The following is a 19,814-nucleotide window of genomic DNA, read 5'->3' on the forward strand; positions in this document are numbered from 1 at the left end:
TTTATTAAGAAGTCAAATCTATAGGTACTGCTGTTTGCTGACAGTTTGGGCACTTATCTTGCTGAAAACTACCTATACTTGGGGTTCAGGTGTTGGTCAGTGCAATCTAGTTAATCCAAGTAAGATAGTCATGAGCAATACGTTATGATTTAGGGGTAAGCTAAAATTTGATAAGTTCATCAATGTTGATGCATTTGTAGTGAGAAAGTAGGCTAACTTTTAGCTAGCCTACAGGCTTTGATGCGCTAGGGCATACAGGCATACCCTTTGAAATTTCTAGAAAGTGAAAATATGCTCTTCGCCACGATGCCTAATCCAACTCCACCAACCTCTGCATCAATGGAAAATACAGCGCACACCGAATATTCCGCTCCCCCGCGCATAGAAAAGCTTTCGATAATTCTCCAACTGATTCCGATACTGCTCCAGCTGAGCCGCAATAAATTCCTCCTGGCTTTCCTCACCACTGGGCTCTGCAGTTTTGTAGTCGACAATCCAGCGGGTACCTTCGTTATCGATAAAGGTACGGTCTACAATGGAGCGCCGTAACTGCCGGCCGCCGCTGTGGAGTTCCAGTTCGCAGGCGGATTCCCTTAGTGAGCCATCCAATAGCCAACGGCCGGTGGGGCAGTTGAGGCTGTTGCGTACGGCGATCTCCACTTTCTCGGCGGCGCGATCCAGGCTGGTGGCGGATAGCCCCAATTGTTTCAGGCGCAGTTGCCATAGGGGGCGTTGGGCTTCCAGTTTGCTGGGTGTCCAGTCGTTGATATTGGTCTCGGCAATGGTGGCGAGGGTTTCGTGGGCTACGGTGCCGGCGTGTTTGAGCCAGCGCAGGGCAACCTGGCCCAGTTCGGGAATATTGTCTTCTTCCTCGGTTTTGGGTTGGTAGTCTGGCATGCGGTATTGGGCCAGCCATTCCTGCCGGGGCATAGCTTGGGGTTGCCATTGGTGGGGCAGGCGCAGTAGGTAGTCGTGATCTCTGCTGGTTTCTTCCTGGTTTAGCAGGGGTTCTTCCGCTTCGAGCCAGTGGCACCAGTCGCTTTCCTGGTGGTGCAAAACACTGGGCCAGATGCCGGCGAGTAGGGCGGCGCTGCTGGGGGCTTTTAGGTGGCCCTTTTTTTCATCCCGGTTGATGCAGGCCAAAAGATGCAGCGAGCGGATGGCGCGGGTGCAGCCTACATACAACAGGCGGGTGCCCTCCAGGCGCTCGCGCTCGCTGTTGTCGTGTTTCAGGTATTCAAATACCGGGTCGCGGCCGCCGCGCGCATTTTTAGGAGCGAGCAGGAAGCGGCTTTCGCCTTCGCGGCTGAGCCATTCGCTCCAGCGCAGCAGTTGATCGCTGCCGGGTTTGCCGCCTTGGTCCAGGCCTGGGATCAGTACGTGTTCGAACTCCAGCCCTTTGGATTTGTGAATGGTCATCACCTGCACTTTGGCATCCTGGGCGGGGCGGGCGTAGAGCTGTTCCAGGGCCAGGGTGAACTGTTGCCAGTCGGTAATGGCTCCGCCGATATCGAAGGCTTCTAATAATTGCAGAAAATCCTGCACATTATTCAGGTCAGATTTTTGCGCAACGGTAGCGGGGCCACCCAGTTCCAGCCAGAGGCCTTCAATCCAGGTGCGTAGGGGTTTGCGGCCGCGCTGCTGCCAGGCGTGCAGCAGTTTTGGGGCCACTTGGGCCAGGCGCGTGCGCCCTTCATCGCTGAGCAGGGCGATATCGTCTACTTCCTGCAAGGCCATTAATAATGGGCGCGCGCTGGTGTCTGTTACGGTGATATCCCCATTGCCCCAGTTGGCCAGGGTGTAAAGGTCTGGCAGTTGCAGTCCGCACCAGGGGGCGCGCAGTACTGCCAGCCAGCTGATTCGGTCGCTGGGGTCGAGCAGGGCGCGGGTGAGGCTGAGTAAATCCAACACCACCATTTTACTGGCGAGCGGCGCCAGTTCTGGGGCTTGGAAGGCGATATTGGCAGTACTTAGGGCCGGCAAAATCTTTTGCAGGTGTTTTTTCTTGCGCACCAGAATGGCGATACGGCTCTCTGGATCTTGCGCTTGTAATTGCTGCACCAGTCCAACCGATTGTGTGGCTTCGCGGTTGCGGTCTTCGTCATCGATGCAGCCGTAAAATTTGACCGAGGGCTCGGCCCATTTGCTGCCTTTAAAAGCTTCGGATTGTAGATAGCGCACGGCGCCGCGACCGATATTATCCGCTTGCGGAAAGGCACTTTGGAAAGTCTCGTTGACCCAGTTCACCACCGCGCTTTCGGAGCGGAAGTTTACTTGTAGGTCGAGGGCTTCCAGGGGGACTTCACCGATACCGCGTTTACGCGCATTCAGGAAAATACCCACGTTGGCATTGCGGAAGCCGTAACAGGATTGCATGCCGTCGCCGACAATAAATAGGGTGCGGCCGTCTCCCTGCTGCCAGCCGGCAGTGAGTTTTTCCAGCAGTTGTAGCTGGGTGTGGGAGGTGTCCTGGAACTCGTCCACCAGAATATGCTGGGTTTGCAGGTCCAGTTTCAGCGCCAGGTCTGTGGGGTTATCGCTATCGCCCAGGGCGATCAGTGCGGCCTGGGCCACTTCGGTATAGTCGGTGGCGCCCAGCTGCTGGAATACCAGCTTTAATTCTGCGACTAACTTGGGCAGTACCTGGGCGAGCCCTTGCAGCAGTTGCCATTGGCTCTGTTGCAGTCCGCTGGGGAGTTTGCCCACTTCCCGCAGGGCAGAGAGCAGCGGTTCGCTGCCGGCCAGTTCCGCCAGCAGGTCTTTCATGCGCTGTTTGTATTCTTCGGCGATGGGGCGCTCGGGATCTTTTTTATCTGGCAAGCCAAAGCCGAGTTTTTTATTGATGCCGCCGCCTTTGCGCAGATCACCGGTGGTGGTGAGGAGCAGGCTGCCGAGGGCGAGCCAGGCGGGCAGACCGCTGCTGTCTGTGCTGGGGAAGTCGTCCAGTTCGGCGAAGAGGCACAGGCCGTGGCTGGGGTTTTCCTTTTGTAAATTGCCGCCGGCATAACTGGCCAGCTCCAGCAGTTCCCCGGCGACACTGCCGAGGGCTGTGGTGAGGTCTTGCAGCTTTTCTGCCACCAGTTCGTCGATAACAAAATGGAAATAGTCCTGGGCGCCGTCGAAGTTGACGCTCAAAAGTGGGCCGAGCCATTGCTCGCGCTTATCCAGCAAAATACGCAGCAGCTTATTGAGTTGGCCCAGGTCGTTATCCAGGTGGAGCAGCAGTTGCTGTAGGTCTGCGTCTGGGGTTTCGCCATCGAGGTGTTTGAGCAGATTCACCACCGCCAGTTCGAAGGCGATTTGAGTGCGCTCCAGGGGTTCACCCGGTGCGCCCAGGCCGCTTTCGATCGGCAGTTGGCTGGCGAGGCTGCGGCAGAGGCCGTCGATGGTTTGAATACGCAGGCGCTGGGGTGTTTGCAGCAGTTCCCATTCCAGTTCGCGATCCCGTTCCAGCAGCGCGCGGGCTAAATCCCAGGTAATGGCATCGTGGGGGTTATCTGGCCGGGCTTGGTCGCGGGCACTGTGCAGGGCGTCGATCAGGCGCTCGCGCATTTCACCGGCGGCTTTGCGGGTGAAGGTAATGGCCAACACTTCTTCCGGTTGCTGGCAGGCGGCGAGCAACTTTAATACGCGCTGGGTGAGCAGGCCGGTTTTACCGGAGCCCGCCGGGGCAGATACGGCAAAGCTGCGGCTGATATCCAGGGCTTGGCTGCGGGCGTCGGCATCGATGGGGCGGCGCAGGGCGGGAGTGGTCACGACTTCGTTCATTCGGTTATTTGCTCCCTTTCCGGCCAGCGGTTTAGGGGCCAGAGTTCACTGTTGTTATCGGTGGGGCGATCAAAGGCGAGGGTGGCTACACCACTGCGATATTCTGTGGCGAGGGATTCCAGGCTGTAGTGCCAGTGCTCCACCAGATTGCTCCAGGTGCCGTAGGGGGATTCCTTTTCGGTATCGCCCACGGCTTTAATGCCGGTGATGGGGTGCTCCAGGTCTCCGCAGCCATTCCATTTGCAGTCGCCGTTGCGCACCTGGCCGAAGGCGATGGCGTGGGCGTCCGGTTGGAAGAGGGCGTAGAGCGGCAGCTGGGGTTCGCGGATGCGCTGGGTAAGCCAGTCGCGAATACTGGGAATACCGGTTTTGTAATCAATTACCAGTTGCTCGCCGCTGGCGAGTTGATCCAGCCGGTCCAGGCGCAGGTTAAAGTGCAGTCCTCCGATTTCCACGGCTTGTTCCCATTCGACTTTTTCTACGGAGAAATTGGGCCTGTCCAGTTCGACGGACAGCCATTGTTGCAGCAGGCGCTCCAGGCGCTGCTTTTCCATAGCCCAAAATCCGATCGGCAGGTGATTGTATTTTTTGCGCACACTGCCGAGGGAGCGCTCCACAGCGCGTTCGATTTGCGCTTGGCGTTGCTCGTCGTCCATGGCTTGCAGTTGTGTGAGGGTGCCGCACTGTTGCCAGAATTCCGCCAGTACCTGGTGCACCACATTACCGCGCTCGGCGGGGCCAAGGCCGATATCCGGTTGGGTAAAACTGCTGGCGCCAAGGCGGAAGCGCAACTGCGCATTTAACGGGGACAGGGCTTGGGCCTTGAGTACCGAGGCACCGCCGCGCACCCGTTCGCATTCGGCGGGGGTGAGAGGCGGTAGCTTTTTGTCTTCGATTTTTTCCAACTGACAGGCTTGCGCCAGTTGGCTGTAGTGATTGTGCAGGGCGCCTTCGGCAAAGTGCTGGGCTTGTTGTGGGCTGTCAAACAAGCTGCTCAGTCCCTGCTGCACACCGTCTTCTTCACAGGTGTAACTCACGACGATATCGCCGCTGGCATTGAGCAGGTCGGCGGTGAGTTCGCGGGCCAGTTCCAATTCCCGCTCGGCGCTGGCGCGGGGCATCTTCCAGTGTTTTTGCCATTGTATTGGCAGCAGCGGATTGGGTGCCGGTGCCGGCGGCCATTGCTGTTGGCCGAAGCCGACCAGGCGCAGGTAATCGAAGGCAAGGCCACCGGCTTCCAGTACCCCGAGAATTTGCAGGGGGCCATCGCGGGTTTCCGCCTGGAAGGGGGTGTGGCTGGCAATTTGACGCAGCAATTGCAGGGCCTGGGTGAGAGTAAGGTTGCCACCGCAGGCACTGAGTGCGGCGAACTCCTCCAGGATGGATTCCCACTGCATCAGCTGCTGGTATTCCTGGCTGTCCGGGTTGCGGTTGCCGGGCCAATTTAATGCTGTCAGTGTTTCGGAAAAACGCGCGGCCCAAATTTCAGCGGGCGCTCGCTGCCAGCGCCGGGCGCGTTCGGCCATTTGTTCCAGCTGGCGGGGCAGTTGCGGTGATTCCAAGTGGAGGACTTCTGCGCTGCGCTCGGCCCAGTAGCGCAGGGTTGCGCCGTCGATGCGTCGCAGTTCCAGTTTTTGTAAGCGGCGGAACAGGGCACTGCGTAGCCAGGTTTCACTGTCGTCACCCCAGAAGGGGCTGAACAGGATATTTTGCAATTGGGGGTAATCCCATTCGTCTTGCAGTAGCGATAGCAATTGTAGGGCGGCGCTGCCGACCGGTGTCTGTGCCAGGGGCGTACCGGCGGAGAAGTTAAACGGCAGTGTGTAGCGCGGTTGCTGCGGGTCCAGGTATTGGGGTTCGAGCACGCGGGAAAATACCGCTTCCACCTGAGCGCGGCACTGGCCCAGATTATTCACCACGATGCCAACGCTGTGGCCGGGGTTTTCGGCGAGCTTTTGTCCGGCCCAAAGAGCTGCTTGGTAGAGCTCTTCATCCAAATCGGCGCAGGCGGATACGGATAGTTCACTCTGCTGGGTGAGTCCCGGCCTTTCATTTACAGCTGCGGCACCTGCGTGAATCAGGGCATTGGCGAGGGGCGAAATCTGGGCAAAGCCGGCGGTATCAATTTGCGCGACGGGTTCCAGAATGCCTTCTTGGAATGCACGCAGGATCAATTGATCGCGCTGGTCTGGCGTGATGGCGCTGTGGGCCTGAAGTTCAGTGGCAAAGGCCTTGATCATGGCGCACAGCGGCAGCTCGTCGCTGCGCATAGAGAGTGCGAACTGCTCCAAAAGCGGAGTCAGCGCTTCATCTATTTGCGAGAGATCGGAAATCAGCTGCCATTGGAGCAGCTGCGCCAGGGCGCTATCGGCATCCCGGCACAGTTGCTGGCTGTTGAGCAGTTGCCGATCCAGGGATTCGTCCAGGGCGCGCTGCCAGAGTAATTGCCGTTGCTCGCGATTCAATACCTGTTGCAAGGCGGGCTGCCAGTTGCGTTGTTGCAGCTGGAACCAGAGCTTGTCCAGCCAGCTGCGCAGGGACTCCACCGGCGGCGGCATCCAGCAGGCTCCGGGCGACTGCTGCGCGGCAAACACCTGTTGGCAGCGGTTGCGCAAACGGTTGTTGGGGGTGAGCAGCAGTCCGCCGGGGGGCAGCTGCGCAAATATTTCGAGAGCGGGAAATGCCGGCTTCAGCATGAATTCGGGTACCGGTTAGGGCTTGTTATTCGGGGAACGGTCGCGGTTTGTGACGGAGCTGTCAACTCTGTTGCGCGGTTCTCATCATTTTGGCGATCTTAGGTGTTGGGTTCGAGGGGTTCGGCAACAGGGGCGAACTCGCTGAAGGCCTGTTCTATATTGCCGGTTAGGTCAACCGTGCTGGTGATCAGGCGGCCAGTGTTTGGCGCATCCGGCAGCATCAGCTCGAGTTCTTCCAGCCACCAGCGCACTCGCCGGGCGATGGCTTCACCGGAATCCAGCCACTGGATTGAGCGAGGGGCGAACTGGTCCAGTTCTTCCCGCAGCAGGGGAAAGTGAGTGCAGGCCAATACGGCAATATCCACTTGGTCGCCACCGGCGGTGTGGAATACGCGGTGTAATACCGGCTCCAAATCCTCTGCGGTGATGGCTTCGCCGCGCAGTTTGCTTTCCGCCAGATGCACCAACTCCGGTGCGGGCACATTAATTACCCGGTTGCCGTTGGCAAATTGCTCGATCAGCTCGCGGGTATAGCGGCGATTGACGGTGCCTTCGGTGGCAATCAGGGCAATAGTGCGGGAACGGCTGGCGGCAGCGGCGGGTTTCACCGCGGGCACAACGCCCACTACGGGTTTCTGTAGGGATTCGCGCAGCTGGGGTAGGGCCAGGGTGCTGGCGGTATTGCAGCCCACCACCAAAATATCGGCCCCGCAGTGCTCCATCATGGCTTGGGCCTGCTGGACGATGCGGGGGCGCAGTTCCTCTTCGCTTTTGTTGCCGTAGGGGTAAAAGCCGTTGTCCACACCCAGGTGCAAGGTCAGGCCCGGCACCAGGCGGCGGATCTCCCGCGCAATGCTGATGGCGCCCACGCCGGAATCAAAGATCAGGGCGCTGGGGGCAGGGCTATCTGGGTGGGCGCTGTGTTTGTGCATGCGTTCTGGAGTACCAACATCGAAACCAATCCTCCAAGAATACCTAAAACCCCGTAAAAATTCCCGCTGGGTCTTATCGGGCGCAAACCTATCCCTTGATACTGAGGTTATCGGCCGGGCTGGCGCGGGGTACTTTCCAGGGGCAAACTGGTAGAATGGCGCCTTCGCCTGGGCTATTTCCCGGGCAGGCCAGTGGGCGAGGCCCCTGGCAAAATCCTGATTTATCCATCTCTTTCCAGGTCTGGGAGTACCACTCTATGCCAGCGTTCCCGCTGCAATTGAATGCCGATCATGCGGTGATGGCGGCTGTTGCCATCTTGTTTCTGTTGGGCTTGGTGTTTTGGTTGGCGCGAGCCAGTAGCCGCCGCGCTTTACTGCAGAGCGAAGCCGCTTTGCAGGTGGCTCAGGCGCGTATCGAAAGCAGCCGCGAGCGGGAGTCCCAACTTGGGGTTGAGGTGGAATCCCTGCGAACCGAGTTGGCGGACAAGTTGCAGCAGCTCACGCGAAGCCAGGTGCTGGTAGAAAAAGGGGAGGTGGCCCTGGCGGAGCAGCGCAAGCTGATGGAGCAAATGCGTATTGCCATGGGTGAGCAGTTCGAGAATCTGGCCAACCGGATTTTTGAAGAGAAGCAGCAAAGCTTCGTGCGCCGCAGTGAAGACAGCCTGCGCAAAAGTCTCGATCCGCTGGAGCGCCAGCTGGGGGATTTCCGTAAGCGAGTAGAGCATGTCTACGATCGCGAAAATGCTGAGCGCAACAGCCTGCTGGGGCAGATTAAAGCGTTGCGCGAGCAAACCCAGCGAATCAGCGATGAGGCCCTGAATCTGACTTCGGCCCTGAAGGGAGATCGTAAGATTCAGGGTAACTGGGGTGAAGTGGTGCTGGAGCGCTTGCTGGAGGAATCCGGCTTGCAGAAGGGCCGCGAGTACGAAACGCAAGTAACGCTGACGAGTGATGGCCGCAGGCGCCAGCCGGATGTGATTGTGCGCCTGCCGGAAAACAAAGACCTGATTATCGATTCCAAGGTCTCCCTGGTTGATTACGAGCGCTACAGCTCGGCGGAAACCGATGAGGAGCGGACGCAGGCCCTGAAACAGCATGTGAATTCCCTGCGCGCCCATATCACCGGCCTTAACAAGAAAGCCTACGAGCAGCTGGAGGGTGTGCGCACCCTGGATTTCGTCTTTATTTTCGTGCCTATTGAGGCTGCGTATATGTTGGCGATGCAGGCGGACCCGGACCTGTTCCGTTTCGCTTATGAGAAGCAAATTGTCCTGGTGAGTCCCACCAGCCTGATGGCGACCCTGCGCACCGTCGAGAATATCTGGCGCTACGAGAAACAAAACAAGAACGCGGAAAAAATCGCCGACGAAGCCGGCAAGCTGCACGATCAGTTTGCTATGGTGCTGGAGTCACTGGATGTTCTTGGTGACCGCCTGCGCCAAGCGGATGACGCTTACCAGCAGACCTACAAGCGACTGGCGACAGGGCGTGGTAATGCGGTGAAGCGTATCGACAGCTTGCGTAAGCTGGGTGCTAAAACCCGTAAACAGATTTCTGCGGACTTAAGGGAGCGAGCGGATCAGCCTGAGGTAAAGGGATTGCCACAGGCTGAGGAAACTGCAGCGGAAGAATAACTTTTTATGGAAAATCTTGTATTCGCGCTATCAGTCACAGGGCCGATTTTCCTGATGATTATTGGCGGATACCTGCTCAAATATAAAGGGATAGTTCGGGACAGCTTTATTGATGATGCTTCAAGGCTTGTTTTCCACGTAGCCTTGCCGGCACTGCTTTTTATTAATATCTATTCCTCAGATACCAGCCCCGCGCAAGAAATAGACTTACTGGTAGCAGGGGTTCTCGGCACTTTTGTAATGCTCCCTTTGGCATGGTTGCTGGCGCGGCCGGTAGCGCCAATGGATCGCAGTGCATTTATCCAGGGGGCCTTTCGTGGAAATGTGGCGATTGTCGGCCTTGCCTGGATCGAAAAAGCCTACGGAAGTGAGGGTGTTTCCAATTCCGCAGGGTTGGTCGCGGCACTTACGATTCAGTTTAATGTTATCGCCGTCGCTCTTTTCGTGCTTTACAATAAGGACAGAAAATTTGGTTGGCGGGTGATGCTGTGGGAGCTGGTCAAGAACCCTCTTATCCTCGGTGTAATCGCAGCCATTGTGTGCCGTTTGTTGGCTGTAAGGTTGCCGGAGGTGCTGCATGATACCATTCAGTATCTTGCATCTGTGGGCTTGCCATTGGGGCTTATTTGTATTGGTGCCAGCATGAAAATGCGAACACTGATGCGCAGTTCCCCTACGGCGCTGGCGGCCTCATTACTTAAACTGGTTGTTGCCCCGATTGTCTGCCTGTTGATTGGTTTGGCATTGGGCATGAGCCCTGAGTACTTGGGATATTTGATCCTGATGACGGGCGCTCCCTGTGCGATCTCGGCCTTTGTAATGGCCCATGCGATGGGCGGGAACAGCCAGCTTACGGCGAATATTGTGGGGCTCAGCACATTGCTTTCTGTTGTTACTGCCAGTATCGGGCTGGCATTGCTTAAGGTGTACTTTTAATGACCGTTTTCCCAACCTGGTTGCTTATTCTTGCAGCAGTAATCATTTTTGCTCTCGCTATTGTGGCTGGCTACTATCTGCGCAAACTATCAGTAGCGCAAAAGAAACAGGCCGAACAACTGGCGGAGCTAGAGCAAGCTGCTGAAGATCAGCGCGAAAGAGTAAACGACAGCATCCAGATTATTGCCCGCACCTTGTTGGATGATGGGGTAGGGCTTACCGAAGCTTCGATTCGTATTCGCGTTCTTTTGGATGCACTTCAGGTGGAAGATAAAGTGCGTGAAGAGTTTGTGGCCTTTTACACCATTGCAGAGAAAACCAGTCATATCCCAATTCTCAAAGACTGGAAAGAACTGCCGCGTAAAGAACAGTTCAAATATGAGTTGGAGATGGCGCAAGTAGAGGCGGATTATAAGGATTTTGCGATGGATGCTGCCAAGCGTATTTTGGGGCGTTCTTTTTAGAACTGAGTCATTTCCTGCTTGGGGGTGGCTTTTTGGATCAGCGGGTAGGGGGCTGCCTGCTGATTGAAGAGTATCGTATCGCCAGCCTTCCTCCAGGCCCCTTCATATCACGTCTCCCTCGCCTCCTCACCTTTAGAATGTTATAAGTATCGACTTATAGTATTGTTTTTGTCGAGCTAGCTACCTGCCTAACCATTACCCCTTCAGCTAGCTTCGAATAGAAGCCTGACTTATGACGGAAGAAGTTGGATCGAGAGAGGATCGGTACTGGAAGTATATTTATTCCAGCAAGCTGAGAATTAAGCGACGAGTGCTGCGAATGGAGCGGCTGGCAGCGAGAAGACTTAGTTTTCTGCTGGTTAAGGAAAGATCACTTGATGATTGGTGCTTTGCGACCAGTCTTGTCGTTTCAGCGGCTCAGCATGGATAGGTCCTGAGGGAGCCGATAATATTTTTCAGGTGCCTTTGGAGGCTCATATCGAGTTAAAACCAAGCGGTGAAAAATTCAAGGCTTATCATTTTAGGGTTAACTTTGGTGGGTGTTATTTTGACCTGAAAAGATCCTAATCGATATCGTCACTGAAGTGACAATTATAAATAGATATGGCAGGTGCGACGTGGTTTAAGTGAGCATGCGCAGGCACCAGATAGCCAATAACTGCATAGGTATGAGAGTGGATAAATCAACTATATCGGGCAGGCATTATTGAATGGGAGTTTTCTGTGGTTAAGTGGGGCGCCACCGTTCGTTGAGCGGTGGCGCAATCCGCACTGAAAGGCAATGTTTAGGGTTAAATACGCGTAGAGTTGTATGCAAATATGAAGAAGATATCAGGATCTACATTCTATTTTAAGAGAATTTTTCCAGGTGTGTGGTTTGGTTTTTTGGTGTTTTTTATGGCTTCCTCCATATCTGGAGGCGCGGTTAAAGATTCGTTTATGCTTTTAGTTATGCCGATTTTCATGGCTGTATTTGGCTTTGTCTTTTTTAAGAAGCTGCTGTGGAGTTTGGCTGATGAAGTATACGATGAGGGGGAATCATTGCTCTTTCAAAAAGGGAGGAAGCGGCAAAGAGTTCAACTTAAAGATGTTATTAATATCAACTATGCCCAAATGAACGCGCCGGAGAGAATTGTTTTGCAAGTGCGCACGGAGGGGGATATTGGAAAGGAGTTGGCTTTTATCCCCCCTATGAGACTTAATTTTTTCTCTAAAAGCCCTGTTGTTGAAGATTTAATCGATAGGGTGGATCGTGCCAGGGAGGTCTAGCACAGGTTCTGCTAATTGCTTAACAAGGCTGGGTTAGTTGGTCGGGAAGCTTCGAATGATCGCCGTGCCTTTTGTAAGTAGTGTCGTTGGTTCTTAGGAGAGGGAGCTTCCATGTATAGAAAGAGGGTGTTAGTTGCTTTAGTGATATCTCTGCTTCTGGGTGGTATTGGTTTCAGTTTTAAGCCACTAATAGAATCGTGGAGTATGCCTGCCAATGCTGGTGAGCATTTGATAAGGTTCGACATGGGCGAGCTGAAAGAAAAGCGCTTTGTAATTATAGATAGTGGCTTTGATGGCTATTGGGGGCACTCGTATTTGATTTTAAAAGATAGGGGTGAGGTAAGAGTGTTTCTCTTACTTACACGAGAAAATAGTTATCTGATGCCGTCAAAACATCACTTATGGAGTGCTTCCGGTTATTGCCAAAAGCTTCAGATCAAAGATCAAGTGATTTCTTGTGAAGATGAAGATCTTTATGATTGGCAGAAAGAAGGCTGGAAGTGGAACCTGGAAGGTGAAAACTTATCGAAGCAATTTAGTTCACTTGAGGTTGTCGATTTTGTCAGTGAGGGGCACTTCATTGCTATAGGGAAAAGCAGTGACTAACTATTGGCGGGGTATCGTTTTTATTTTTGTATTGGTGTATATCATTTAAACAAGTGTTGGATTCAAAGATGAAAAAAGAATATGAGATAGGGGTCTTGCAGGAGCTTTTGAAAAGGGAAGAGGATCTTGAGGGGCGACTGAAAATCTATAAGTCAGGTGAGGTTCTTCTTAAAGTTACTGCACTTTTTCTTTGTGTAGTCTCGGTGGTTGCTGTCAGATTTTTTGGGCTGGGTGAGATCTGGGTGTCGGTTTTTACGGTTCCGGCTGGGATAATGATAGGTGTAGGAATTATGCTTGGTAAAGACTGTGAACGACAAAAGCTGATTTCGAGTTACACTGCAGTAGATTCTGCGGCGGTGAAAGATCGGCTCAATACTATAAGTCAATAAATTGACATGAGAAAGTGAGTTTTGCCATGAGCGTCTATAGGCTTTAGCGTGGATGGTTTTAGATAATAATGGATATGTTTTTGTCCTTTATATGGTGAATGATCTTGGGCGCTCTGGGGTTGAAGGGAGCATAAGAAAAAACTGTGTCCGCCTATTGATGCTCAATAGGTTGATGAATAACCTGGCTATAAGCAACAACTATAATCCCTTTATACTTTGGATCATAAAAATGCAGCTAAAGTTAACAGCTTAATACTTAGCTACATTTTTAGAGGAAATGAATTTATTGGTGTCTAAATGGTATTGTTAGTTGTTCATGTGCCATAGAAGCCATTCATCATTTTGAAATTGACAGTTAAATGTGGCATCACCCGTATCGTCGTCAATCAGGTCAATTTCTACTTCATAACCGTCTATGTGTTTTTTTGTTGTTACTTTTGCAACTATGTCCCTATTGCAAACATATCGTTCAATTTGATTTGGGTTGTTACCAATAGGGCGCTCATGCTGAGCGCAATATTCGCCGCGGACTATTTGATCAAAAGTTGACTGTCTTATAAAAAGTGTGGTGTTCTTGTCTGTTGAATCTGGTCTTTCTTTATGTTGTGTAATTGCAATACTTCTACGTAAACCTGAATCGCTTAAAACGCCAGCAATCATGTTGTTATTTGCTGGGATGGCGTAAAAGTGCTTTATCGCTGTTTCTTGTTTCATTCTTACTAGTGGCATAATATTACTCGATTGATTTCCTGTTGAAGATTAATTGTTGCAGCAGAGGTGGATGCTTGCCTCTAATCGCAATCTATTGTTTGTATCGGTTGTTTTTAATTGGGAATATTTTCACTATTGAATCAGTACTTTATGCCGGTAAAATTCTTAAGGTTTTTCTTTGTTTAGTGCTTCTGTATGCTTGTTGCTAGTGGTGGCTGTTATGGTGCTATTACAATTTCCAAAATTTGATGGGAATGTATTGATGGTTTATGTCGACGTTCTTATTAAGGATGTTGTAGAGCTTAGGGAGGTGCGTTTCAGTGAAATTCAGAAGATCTCAAAGGGAGGGGGTTAAATATTCGAGAGAGATTCCAGAGGAGTTTACGATTAAATAATTAAAGTGTTCTATTGGTCAATTTTTTGATTTTATTGTCGAATTTTTTATGTGGATATTGGGCCTGAATAAATCCGTCTATTTTTTGGTGGTGTGAATACATGATGTTTGGGGAGAGTTAGGCATAAATAATATTGATGATTGTAGGAGCTTTTAATTCCCCTCTATATCGAAGTGACTTCAGGGTTAGCTAATTTGTTAGGCTTTTTGAAAGATAATGTTTAAGAAGAGTGGGGGCACCTTGATAGTGTTAGCTTAATGGATAGGTCGTGGCGGGTACTGCATTCCACTTAGAGGCAGTCCCAAGGTTACAAGCGAATGGCTTTCATTTTGTCTTAACTCTAACTTGAAGTGCACTTTAAGAGCAGGGAGTTGCTAACATGACGGTGATTGATGTTTGGGCCCAGCATCCTACAGAGCGTTTTCTTGCTGAACCTTTCTTTGATACTTTAAAACGTTGGATGGGGCAGGATTTTAAAGAAGTTCCCCTTGAGTGGACCCTGTCAGCTATGGATATGGCAGGCGTATCCAAGGCATTGATCTCTGCTTGGCATGGACCGAGCGGGGCCTTGATTAGCAATGATGAAGTACTGGATCTTACTTTAACTCATCCTGACAGGTTTTGCGGTCTGGCATCAGTGGACTTGCAAAAGCCAGTAGAGGCTGTGCAAACCCTGCGCAAGTACGTTTTGGAACATGACTTTAAAGGGCTGCGTATTGTGCAGTGGCTCTGGGAGTTGCCTTGTACTCACCCTTTGTATTATCCGCTATATGCGGCATGTGTTGAGCTGGATGTGCCAGTTTGTTTGCAAGTGGGTCTTACCGGGCCGTTGCGCAGCTCTGATTCTGGCCGTCCTGCTCATATTGAGCGGATTGCTCTCGATTTTCCGGATCTAAAGATTGTCTGCGGCCATATTGGGTACCCTTGGCACAATGAAATGATCGCTTTTGCGACCAAGTTTCCCAATGTCTACATAGATACTTCTGCTTATAAGCCAAAACGATACCCCCGTGAGTTGGTTTCATTTATCAAGTCTCATGGTAAGAATAAGGTGATGTTCGGGACCAATTATCCGATGCTCACACCGGAGATGTGTTTAAAGGAGTTGCACCTTCTGGAGTTGGAGGATGAGGTTGCCGAACTCTTCTTATATAAGAATGCTGAGAAGGTGTTTAAGCTTTAGTGAGTTGCCACCATTGTTAGTTGATGGCTGCGCTCTGCTAAACCCCTCTGCCGGAAGAGGCTAAGGGGTTAGTCTCTTCTCAGTTCATCCTTGATCGCAATGGGATTGGGGAAGTTCATCACCACAATGTAAGACGACACCAGGAATGTAAGGATCGCGGTTGCCTGGATTAAATGTGAAGCTTCGCTGCCAATCAGGTTTTGTGTATAAGCGAGTAAGGCAATTAATAGTGAAAATTCGCTAATCTGCCCGAGCCGAAACCCAATATCCCACGAGAGCACTTTGTGTTCACTACGATTCCCAAGTAGGAAGTGAAATACAACAGGCTTTATCACCAGTACGGCAGCGGCCGTAACCAGTGCCGGAACTAGGATTTCCGGGAGCATGGCAAGTTCGAATTGCGCTCCCAGACTGAAAAAGAAAAGGATTAAGAAGAAGTCTCGCAATGGTTTAAGACTGAGGGCGATGTACTGTGAAATCCGGCTGGCGGCCAGCGTGATACCACCAATAAATGCACCGATTTCCCTCGAAAGGCCGACAACTTCTGCCAGCTCTGCCATTCCCATGCACCATCCAAGTGCCATTAAGAATACGTATTCGTGGAAGCGATCAAAGCGGGTAAATAGTGGCAATAAAATATATTTTACGATAAGCCAGGCGAAAAGGAGTAGCAGAGGCAGCGATCCAAAGGAGAGAGCCAATTGCCAGATCTGTTCATCACCGGTGTTATCACTCAGCAGTACCATTAGGCAGACTATTGCTACAAAGTCCTGAAAGAGAAGAAGCCCCACCATAAGCTCACCCAGGTGCTTGTGGTGAAGTACCGTCGTGGGAAGGAGCTTGATACCGATAATGGTGCTAGAGAACATCAGCGCCATGCCGATCACCCAGGACTCAACGGTAGTGAACCCAAATAGCAAGCCTATGGCAAAACCGAGGCCGAGGAAGATTGCACAACTAACAACCCCCACAAAAGTAGCTTTGCGCAATACAGATACCAGTGCCTGTGGTTGCATATCCAGCCCCAATAGGAAGAGCAGGAAGATAATTCCAACACTGGACATGTCGGATAGCAGCCGCAGGTTATCGATTACCGCGAATCCTGAAGGGCCGAGTAGAACACCGAGAGCGATGTAGGCGACCAGAAGTGGTTGCCGCCCAAAAAGAGCCAGTGAGGCGACGATTGCTGCGCCACTAAAGATCAAGAAGAATGATTGGAAAAGGGAGCTGTCCGCCACAGGCCATCCTTATGTGTGAGCGAGATTTAACCATTATCCATAGATGTGCGAACAGCTGAAAGAGCTATGTGCCTACCAAGTGCTTCTGTTGAGACCTTATTCACCAGACGGAATCGGTAACTCGGTAGTACTTTTGATCTGTTCCAGGGCAAAGTTGGAGACAATATCGCTGATACCAACGTGCCGGATTAACTCTTTGTAAAAGCGGTCGTAGGCTGTGATATCGCTGACTACCACTCGCAACAGGTAATCGTAGTCGCCTGCCATGCGGTAGCAAGCCACTACCTCGGGCAGTTGAGCCATATGCTCGGCAAAGTTGTCTGCCCACTCCGGTGTGTGCTGGTCAGTTTTGACCTGGGCAAACACTGAGACCGGGAGGCCTAGAATCTCTGCATTGAGCAGGGCGACTTTGCGCCGAATGATGCCGCTCTTTTCCAGTTTCTGCACCCTGCGCCAGCATGGGGTTTTTGTCAGGCCCACACGCTCCGCCAGCTCCTCGATTGAAAGGCTGACGTCAGATTGCAGAATCGCAAGAAGTTTTCTATCAATCGCGTCAAGTGAGGACATAGTGCTATCCGCTCCCTATAAGGTAGGGGTTCTGTGTCCTTGCTCTGATTTTGTTGCCTCCTTGGCAACCCCTGACGGTATTTGGGCGAGTGGGTGAGAGGGCCGTTCGATGAGTTGTCATCAACTCCCATCACACCTACTGCAGATACGATAGGCTCCGGGCGAGAGTGCTGGTAGTGGAATTTCCCTAAATATGCAACGCTTCTGGGGGAGCTTTTTAGTTGGGTAGTTGAGATTGGGCGGATGTTGGCTGCCCAATCTCGTGCCGTAAGTTAGGCTGCGTCTTTAGGGGGAAGCGGGGCTCAAATAAGCCTAGTTCAATGGCTTCGCGCACCTTGGCCATCAGGTCAATTTCGGTAAGGTCTTGCAGCTGCTGTAAGCTATTCAGTACGTAGTAAATGGGCTGAACGATATCGATACGATATGGGGTACGGAGTGCAGTAACTGCGTCAAAATCATAGCGTTCTGGCTGGTGGCTCAATGCATAGAGAGTCTCTTTCGGTGAGGACAGGATGCCGCCGCCGTAAATACGTAGCCCATCGTCTGTGTTCAGCAGGCCAAACTCCACTGTAAACCAGTACAGGCGGGCTAAATAGGCACGCTCCTTGGGGGAGGCTTTAAGGCCTAGTTGCCCGTATTTATGGGTGAAATTTGCAAATGCTGGGTTGGTAAGCATGGCGCAATGGCCAAAAATCTCGTGGAAGATATCCGGCTCTTGCAGGTAGTCAAATTCTTCTGGGGTGCGAATAAAGGTTGCAACCGGGAATTTTCGGTCTGCCAACAGACCGAAAAAAGTCTCAAAACCGATCAGTGCGGGAACCCGGGCGACTTCCCAGCCCGTTTCTTTGCGTAGCACACTGGAGATTTCCTCAAGCTGGGGGATGCGGTCTTTCGGTAGGTCCAGCAACTCCAGGCCGTGCATATATTCGTCGCAGGCGCGACCGGGTAAGACATCCAGCTGACGTTCAATCAGACGCTGCCAAGTTTGGTGTTCAAGGTCGGTATACTCGATAAAGCCGTCTTCATTGGGCTCACGGGCAACGTACTTACTTGCCTTCTTTGCTTCTTTCTTCATGAATGTCTCTCCTGCGGCTCGGTAGCTCTCGCTGATTCCCAGTGCCCAGCACCTGCCGCTGAACCTGTTGTTGTTATGTTTCGACCTCTATTTTTAGCCAGGCGTGTCCTTAGTGGGGAGAGGTAGCGGCGAGCTATTGCGCCTTCCGGGGAGTTCAAATTACACTTTCTGTAAACATTTCTTTACAGGTGAAGCTGTGCGGGTAGAGATTACTTGTGCAAATCGTGTCGGCATTTTGCACGAAATAATGCAAATTTTCGGAAAATATCGAATAAATGTGACCTCTGGTGAGCTCGGGGGTGACAGTGGAGATAAGGTCTATCTGATAGCGCCCGGGATGCTTGCCACTCAATACCAGACTATCGAGAAGTCCCTGCACCAGGTTCCTGGAGTTAAGCGGGTGCGGAGGATCTCTCTATTGCCTCTGGAGCGACGTCATTTCGAGTTGGACACTTTGCTGAGTCATGTGACTGACCCGGTTCTTAGTGTGGATCGCGAGGGCAGAGTGGTCGCTGCGAATCTGGCAGCGGCAAGGGCTTTCGGTGTGAGCCTGGACAAGGTGCCAGGTCTACAGCTGCAGAGATTCCTGCCGCTTATGCAGGTCGCAGAATTACTGCGGGATTTTGCAGTACCTCGCTACGGACTGCCTCTGGTGGTAAGGGGGCAGAGTTTTCGTGTGGACTGGTCCCCGATCACTCTGGAGGGAAATCCTGGAGCGGTTGACTCATTGGCTGGGGCGGTACTGCGTTTACAGCCTTGGGATAGCAGCGAGTTTGTCACTGAGCTGCCAAGACCGATGGTGTTGTGGGATTTTGATTTGCGTCGAAGGAGTTGCCTCCAGTTGCAGGACTTATCTGAACTCAGCGCACCTCTGTTGATACTGGGTGAGCGGGGCACAGGAAAGACAACGTTTGCCTGTGCGGTGCATTACCTCTCCCCGTCGGCCTCAAGGGCTGATTGCTATCGAATTATCCCCATTGATGGGACTATGCAGCTGCCTTCACATCTTCGTCGAACGGGTACTTTGATTCTTGAGGATATACATACTCTCAAAACAGAAGCTCAAGTTGATTTATTGAGAAAACTCCGCAATTTGCCGGCATCGCTGAGATTGGTGGCCACCGCTCTTGATAGGGAATCTATTGCGCCGCCACTTGCGCAGCTCTTTTCGTCATTAGCGATGTCCTTGCCCCCGTTGCGAAATATGCGAACGGCTCTGCCGCGCTATGCCAGTACTTTAATGCGCCAGGAGTCCCCAGAGGCTAGTGAGCTCAATTTTGATAGCGAGGTGATGGAGTTAATCAAACTCCACGACTGGCCGGATAACTTCAACGGCCTCAGGGACTATTTAATGGCCGCATCCAGTCAATGCTTGATTAGAGGGGCGGCGTCGATCAGTTGTGCGGACGTGCCGGATTTAATGGTTAAGGCGGAACTTCCCTGGCGGGACTGGGGCCGTGGACTTACCTATAAGGAAATGATGGAGCAGTTGGAGAGGGCGTTGTTGGCGGACATTATCAAAGGTCACTCCTCAACCAGGGAGCTGGCTAAGGAGCTGGGTATTTCTCATACCGCTGTGGCCAACAAATTGCGGAAATACGGCTTGTCGGCCAATAAAAAATAGTTTGCTTAGCGGTCGATTCGTCCGATCAGCATATCTTTAAACATAACAAAGTCACCGATAAAGCTATAGAACGGATACTTAAAGGTTGCCGGGCGATTGTTTTCAAAGAAAAAGTGCCCGATCCATGCAAACCCGTAGCCTGCGACAGGAGTAACTGCCAGCCACAACATATTGGAAGTTACTACGGCCGCAATTATTGTCGCGAACACCAGGCTGGTACCAAAGAAGTGCAGCCGACGACAGGTAAGGTTGCTGTGTTCCTGTAAGTAGAATGGATAAAACTCGCGAAAAGATTCAAATTTTTGCGCTTCTATTGCGGCCATGCTG

General features: G+C 52.1%; 17 protein-coding genes. 9 read left to right on the forward strand and 8 right to left on the reverse strand.

From position 1 onward, the window contains the following. Window positions 1–336: 336 nt before the first annotated feature. The 3 genes from P0078_RS00870 to murI form a co-directional block, all read right to left on the reverse strand. Window positions 337–3,768, reverse strand: a complete 3,432-nt coding sequence (locus P0078_RS00870) for a UvrD-helicase domain-containing protein (protein ID WP_282932595.1) — start codon at window positions 3,766–3,768, stop codon at window positions 337–339. Further along, on the reverse strand, window positions 3,765–6,464 hold the full coding sequence (locus P0078_RS00875; RefSeq protein ID WP_282932596.1) for a PD-(D/E)XK nuclease family protein: 2,700 nt from the start codon (window positions 6,462–6,464) through the stop codon (window positions 3,765–3,767). The genes P0078_RS00870 and P0078_RS00875 overlap by 4 nt, the downstream gene beginning before the upstream one ends. Before the next feature lie 98 nt (window positions 6,465–6,562). Then, window positions 6,563–7,396, reverse strand: coding sequence for a glutamate racemase (gene murI / locus P0078_RS00880; RefSeq protein WP_282932597.1), 834 nt, complete (start codon window positions 7,394–7,396; stop codon window positions 6,563–6,565). 155 nt (window positions 7,397–7,551) lie between these two features. Here murI and P0078_RS00885 point away from each other — a divergent pair, with 155 nt between their 5' ends. The 7 genes from P0078_RS00885 to P0078_RS00915 all read left to right on the forward strand — a co-directional run bounded on the left by P0078_RS00885 (window position 7,552) and on the right by P0078_RS00915 (window position 12,694). Next, window positions 7,552–9,030 (forward strand): DNA recombination protein RmuC, encoded by a 1,479-nt coding sequence (locus P0078_RS00885; protein WP_282932598.1) that lies wholly within the window; start codon window positions 7,552–7,554, stop codon window positions 9,028–9,030. A 6-nt stretch (window positions 9,031–9,036) separates the two neighbouring features. Next, the gene (locus P0078_RS00890) at window positions 9,037–9,966 is read left to right on the forward strand and encodes an AEC family transporter (protein ID WP_282932599.1); all 930 of its coding nucleotides are present in this window, start codon (window positions 9,037–9,039) and stop codon (window positions 9,964–9,966) included. Then, window positions 9,966–10,430 (forward strand): DUF2489 domain-containing protein, encoded by a 465-nt coding sequence (locus P0078_RS00895; protein ID WP_282932600.1) that lies wholly within the window; start codon window positions 9,966–9,968, stop codon window positions 10,428–10,430. The genes P0078_RS00890 and P0078_RS00895 overlap by 1 nt, the downstream gene beginning before the upstream one ends. A gap of 232 nt (window positions 10,431–10,662) precedes the next feature. Further along, window positions 10,663–10,860, forward strand: coding sequence for a hypothetical protein (locus P0078_RS00900; protein WP_282932601.1), 198 nt, complete (start codon window positions 10,663–10,665; stop codon window positions 10,858–10,860). 389 nt (window positions 10,861–11,249) lie between these two features. Continuing rightward, window positions 11,250–11,699: a hypothetical protein gene (locus P0078_RS00905; protein WP_282932602.1), complete on the forward strand. Its 450-nt coding sequence runs from the start codon at window positions 11,250–11,252 to the stop codon at window positions 11,697–11,699. A gap of 111 nt (window positions 11,700–11,810) precedes the next feature. Continuing rightward, entirely contained in the window at window positions 11,811–12,305 is a 495-nt protein-coding gene (locus P0078_RS00910) for a hypothetical protein (protein ID WP_282932603.1), read from the forward strand. Between the two features lie 68 nt (window positions 12,306–12,373). After that, window positions 12,374–12,694: a hypothetical protein gene (locus P0078_RS00915; RefSeq protein WP_282932604.1), complete on the forward strand. Its 321-nt coding sequence runs from the start codon at window positions 12,374–12,376 to the stop codon at window positions 12,692–12,694. A 306-nt stretch (window positions 12,695–13,000) separates the two neighbouring features. Here P0078_RS00915 and P0078_RS00920 read toward each other — a convergent pair whose 3' ends face one another. Beyond that, complete coding sequence (locus P0078_RS00920; protein ID WP_282932605.1) at window positions 13,001–13,408, reverse strand: hypothetical protein; 408 nt, start codon at window positions 13,406–13,408, stop codon at window positions 13,001–13,003. Between the two features lie 771 nt (window positions 13,409–14,179). Between P0078_RS00920 and P0078_RS00925 the strand changes: the two genes are divergently transcribed. Beyond that, a complete protein-coding gene (locus tag P0078_RS00925) occupies window positions 14,180–14,983 on the forward strand; it encodes an amidohydrolase family protein (RefSeq protein ID WP_282932606.1) in 804 nt (267 codons plus the stop codon). A 68-nt stretch (window positions 14,984–15,051) separates the two neighbouring features. Here the strand turns inward: P0078_RS00925 and P0078_RS00930 are convergent, their stop codons facing one another. The 3 genes from P0078_RS00930 to phhA form a co-directional block, all read right to left on the reverse strand. After that, window positions 15,052–16,221: a cation:proton antiporter domain-containing protein gene (locus P0078_RS00930; protein ID WP_282932607.1), complete on the reverse strand. Its 1,170-nt coding sequence runs from the start codon at window positions 16,219–16,221 to the stop codon at window positions 15,052–15,054. A gap of 96 nt (window positions 16,222–16,317) precedes the next feature. Further along, window positions 16,318–16,788, reverse strand: coding sequence for an Lrp/AsnC family transcriptional regulator (locus P0078_RS00935; protein WP_108733441.1), 471 nt, complete (start codon window positions 16,786–16,788; stop codon window positions 16,318–16,320). Between the two features lie 217 nt (window positions 16,789–17,005). Further along, on the reverse strand, window positions 17,006–17,863 hold the full coding sequence (phhA, locus tag P0078_RS00940) for a phenylalanine 4-monooxygenase (protein WP_282932608.1): 858 nt from the start codon (window positions 17,861–17,863) through the stop codon (window positions 17,006–17,008). A 196-nt stretch (window positions 17,864–18,059) separates the two neighbouring features. On the opposite strand from phhA, the gene P0078_RS00945 reads away from it, so the two are divergent. Next, the gene (locus P0078_RS00945) at window positions 18,060–19,487 is read left to right on the forward strand and encodes a TyrR/PhhR family helix-turn-helix DNA-binding protein (protein ID WP_282932609.1); all 1,428 of its coding nucleotides are present in this window, start codon (window positions 18,060–18,062) and stop codon (window positions 19,485–19,487) included. Between the two features lie 5 nt (window positions 19,488–19,492). On the opposite strand, the gene P0078_RS00950 is transcribed toward P0078_RS00945, so the two are convergent. Next, window positions 19,493–19,810: an Mpo1-like protein gene (locus tag P0078_RS00950; protein WP_282932610.1), complete on the reverse strand. Its 318-nt coding sequence runs from the start codon at window positions 19,808–19,810 to the stop codon at window positions 19,493–19,495. Window positions 19,811–19,814: the final 4 nt, after the last annotated feature.

It is taken from the genome of Microbulbifer sp. VAAF005 (assembly GCF_030012985.1).
Classification (GTDB): Bacteria; Pseudomonadota; Gammaproteobacteria; order Pseudomonadales; family Cellvibrionaceae; genus Microbulbifer.

What these genes read in the sequence shown, in the direction of transcription:
- phhA (WP_282932608.1), bottom strand. Translation starts at nt 17,863, where the DNA reads ATGAAGAAAGAAGCAAAGAAGGCAAGTAAGTACGTTGCCCGTGAGCCC.
- murI (WP_282932597.1), bottom strand. Translation starts at nt 7,396, where the DNA reads ATGCACAAACACAGCGCCCACCCAGATAGCCCTGCCCCCAGCGCCCTG.
- P0078_RS00950 (WP_282932610.1), bottom strand. Translation starts at nt 19,810, where the DNA reads ATGGCCGCAATAGAAGCGCAAAAATTTGAATCTTTTCGCGAGTTTTAT.
- P0078_RS00890 (WP_282932599.1), top strand. Translation starts at nt 9,037, where the DNA reads ATGGAAAATCTTGTATTCGCGCTATCAGTCACAGGGCCGATTTTCCTG.
- P0078_RS00935 (WP_108733441.1), bottom strand. Translation starts at nt 16,788, where the DNA reads ATGTCCTCACTTGACGCGATTGATAGAAAACTTCTTGCGATTCTGCAA.
- P0078_RS00895 (WP_282932600.1), top strand. Translation starts at nt 9,966, where the DNA reads ATGACCGTTTTCCCAACCTGGTTGCTTATTCTTGCAGCAGTAATCATT.
- P0078_RS00925 (WP_282932606.1), top strand. Translation starts at nt 14,180, where the DNA reads ATGACGGTGATTGATGTTTGGGCCCAGCATCCTACAGAGCGTTTTCTT.
- P0078_RS00870 (WP_282932595.1), bottom strand. Translation starts at nt 3,768, where the DNA reads ATGAACGAAGTCGTGACCACTCCCGCCCTGCGCCGCCCCATCGATGCC.
- P0078_RS00910 (WP_282932603.1), top strand. Translation starts at nt 11,811, where the DNA reads ATGTATAGAAAGAGGGTGTTAGTTGCTTTAGTGATATCTCTGCTTCTG.
- P0078_RS00885 (WP_282932598.1), top strand. Translation starts at nt 7,552, where the DNA reads ATGGCGCCTTCGCCTGGGCTATTTCCCGGGCAGGCCAGTGGGCGAGGC.
- P0078_RS00915 (WP_282932604.1), top strand. Translation starts at nt 12,374, where the DNA reads ATGAAAAAAGAATATGAGATAGGGGTCTTGCAGGAGCTTTTGAAAAGG.
- P0078_RS00875 (WP_282932596.1), bottom strand. Translation starts at nt 6,464, where the DNA reads ATGCTGAAGCCGGCATTTCCCGCTCTCGAAATATTTGCGCAGCTGCCC.
- P0078_RS00905 (WP_282932602.1), top strand. Translation starts at nt 11,250, where the DNA reads ATGAAGAAGATATCAGGATCTACATTCTATTTTAAGAGAATTTTTCCA.
- P0078_RS00920 (WP_282932605.1), bottom strand. Translation starts at nt 13,408, where the DNA reads ATGAAACAAGAAACAGCGATAAAGCACTTTTACGCCATCCCAGCAAAT.
- P0078_RS00900 (WP_282932601.1), top strand. Translation starts at nt 10,663, where the DNA reads ATGACGGAAGAAGTTGGATCGAGAGAGGATCGGTACTGGAAGTATATT.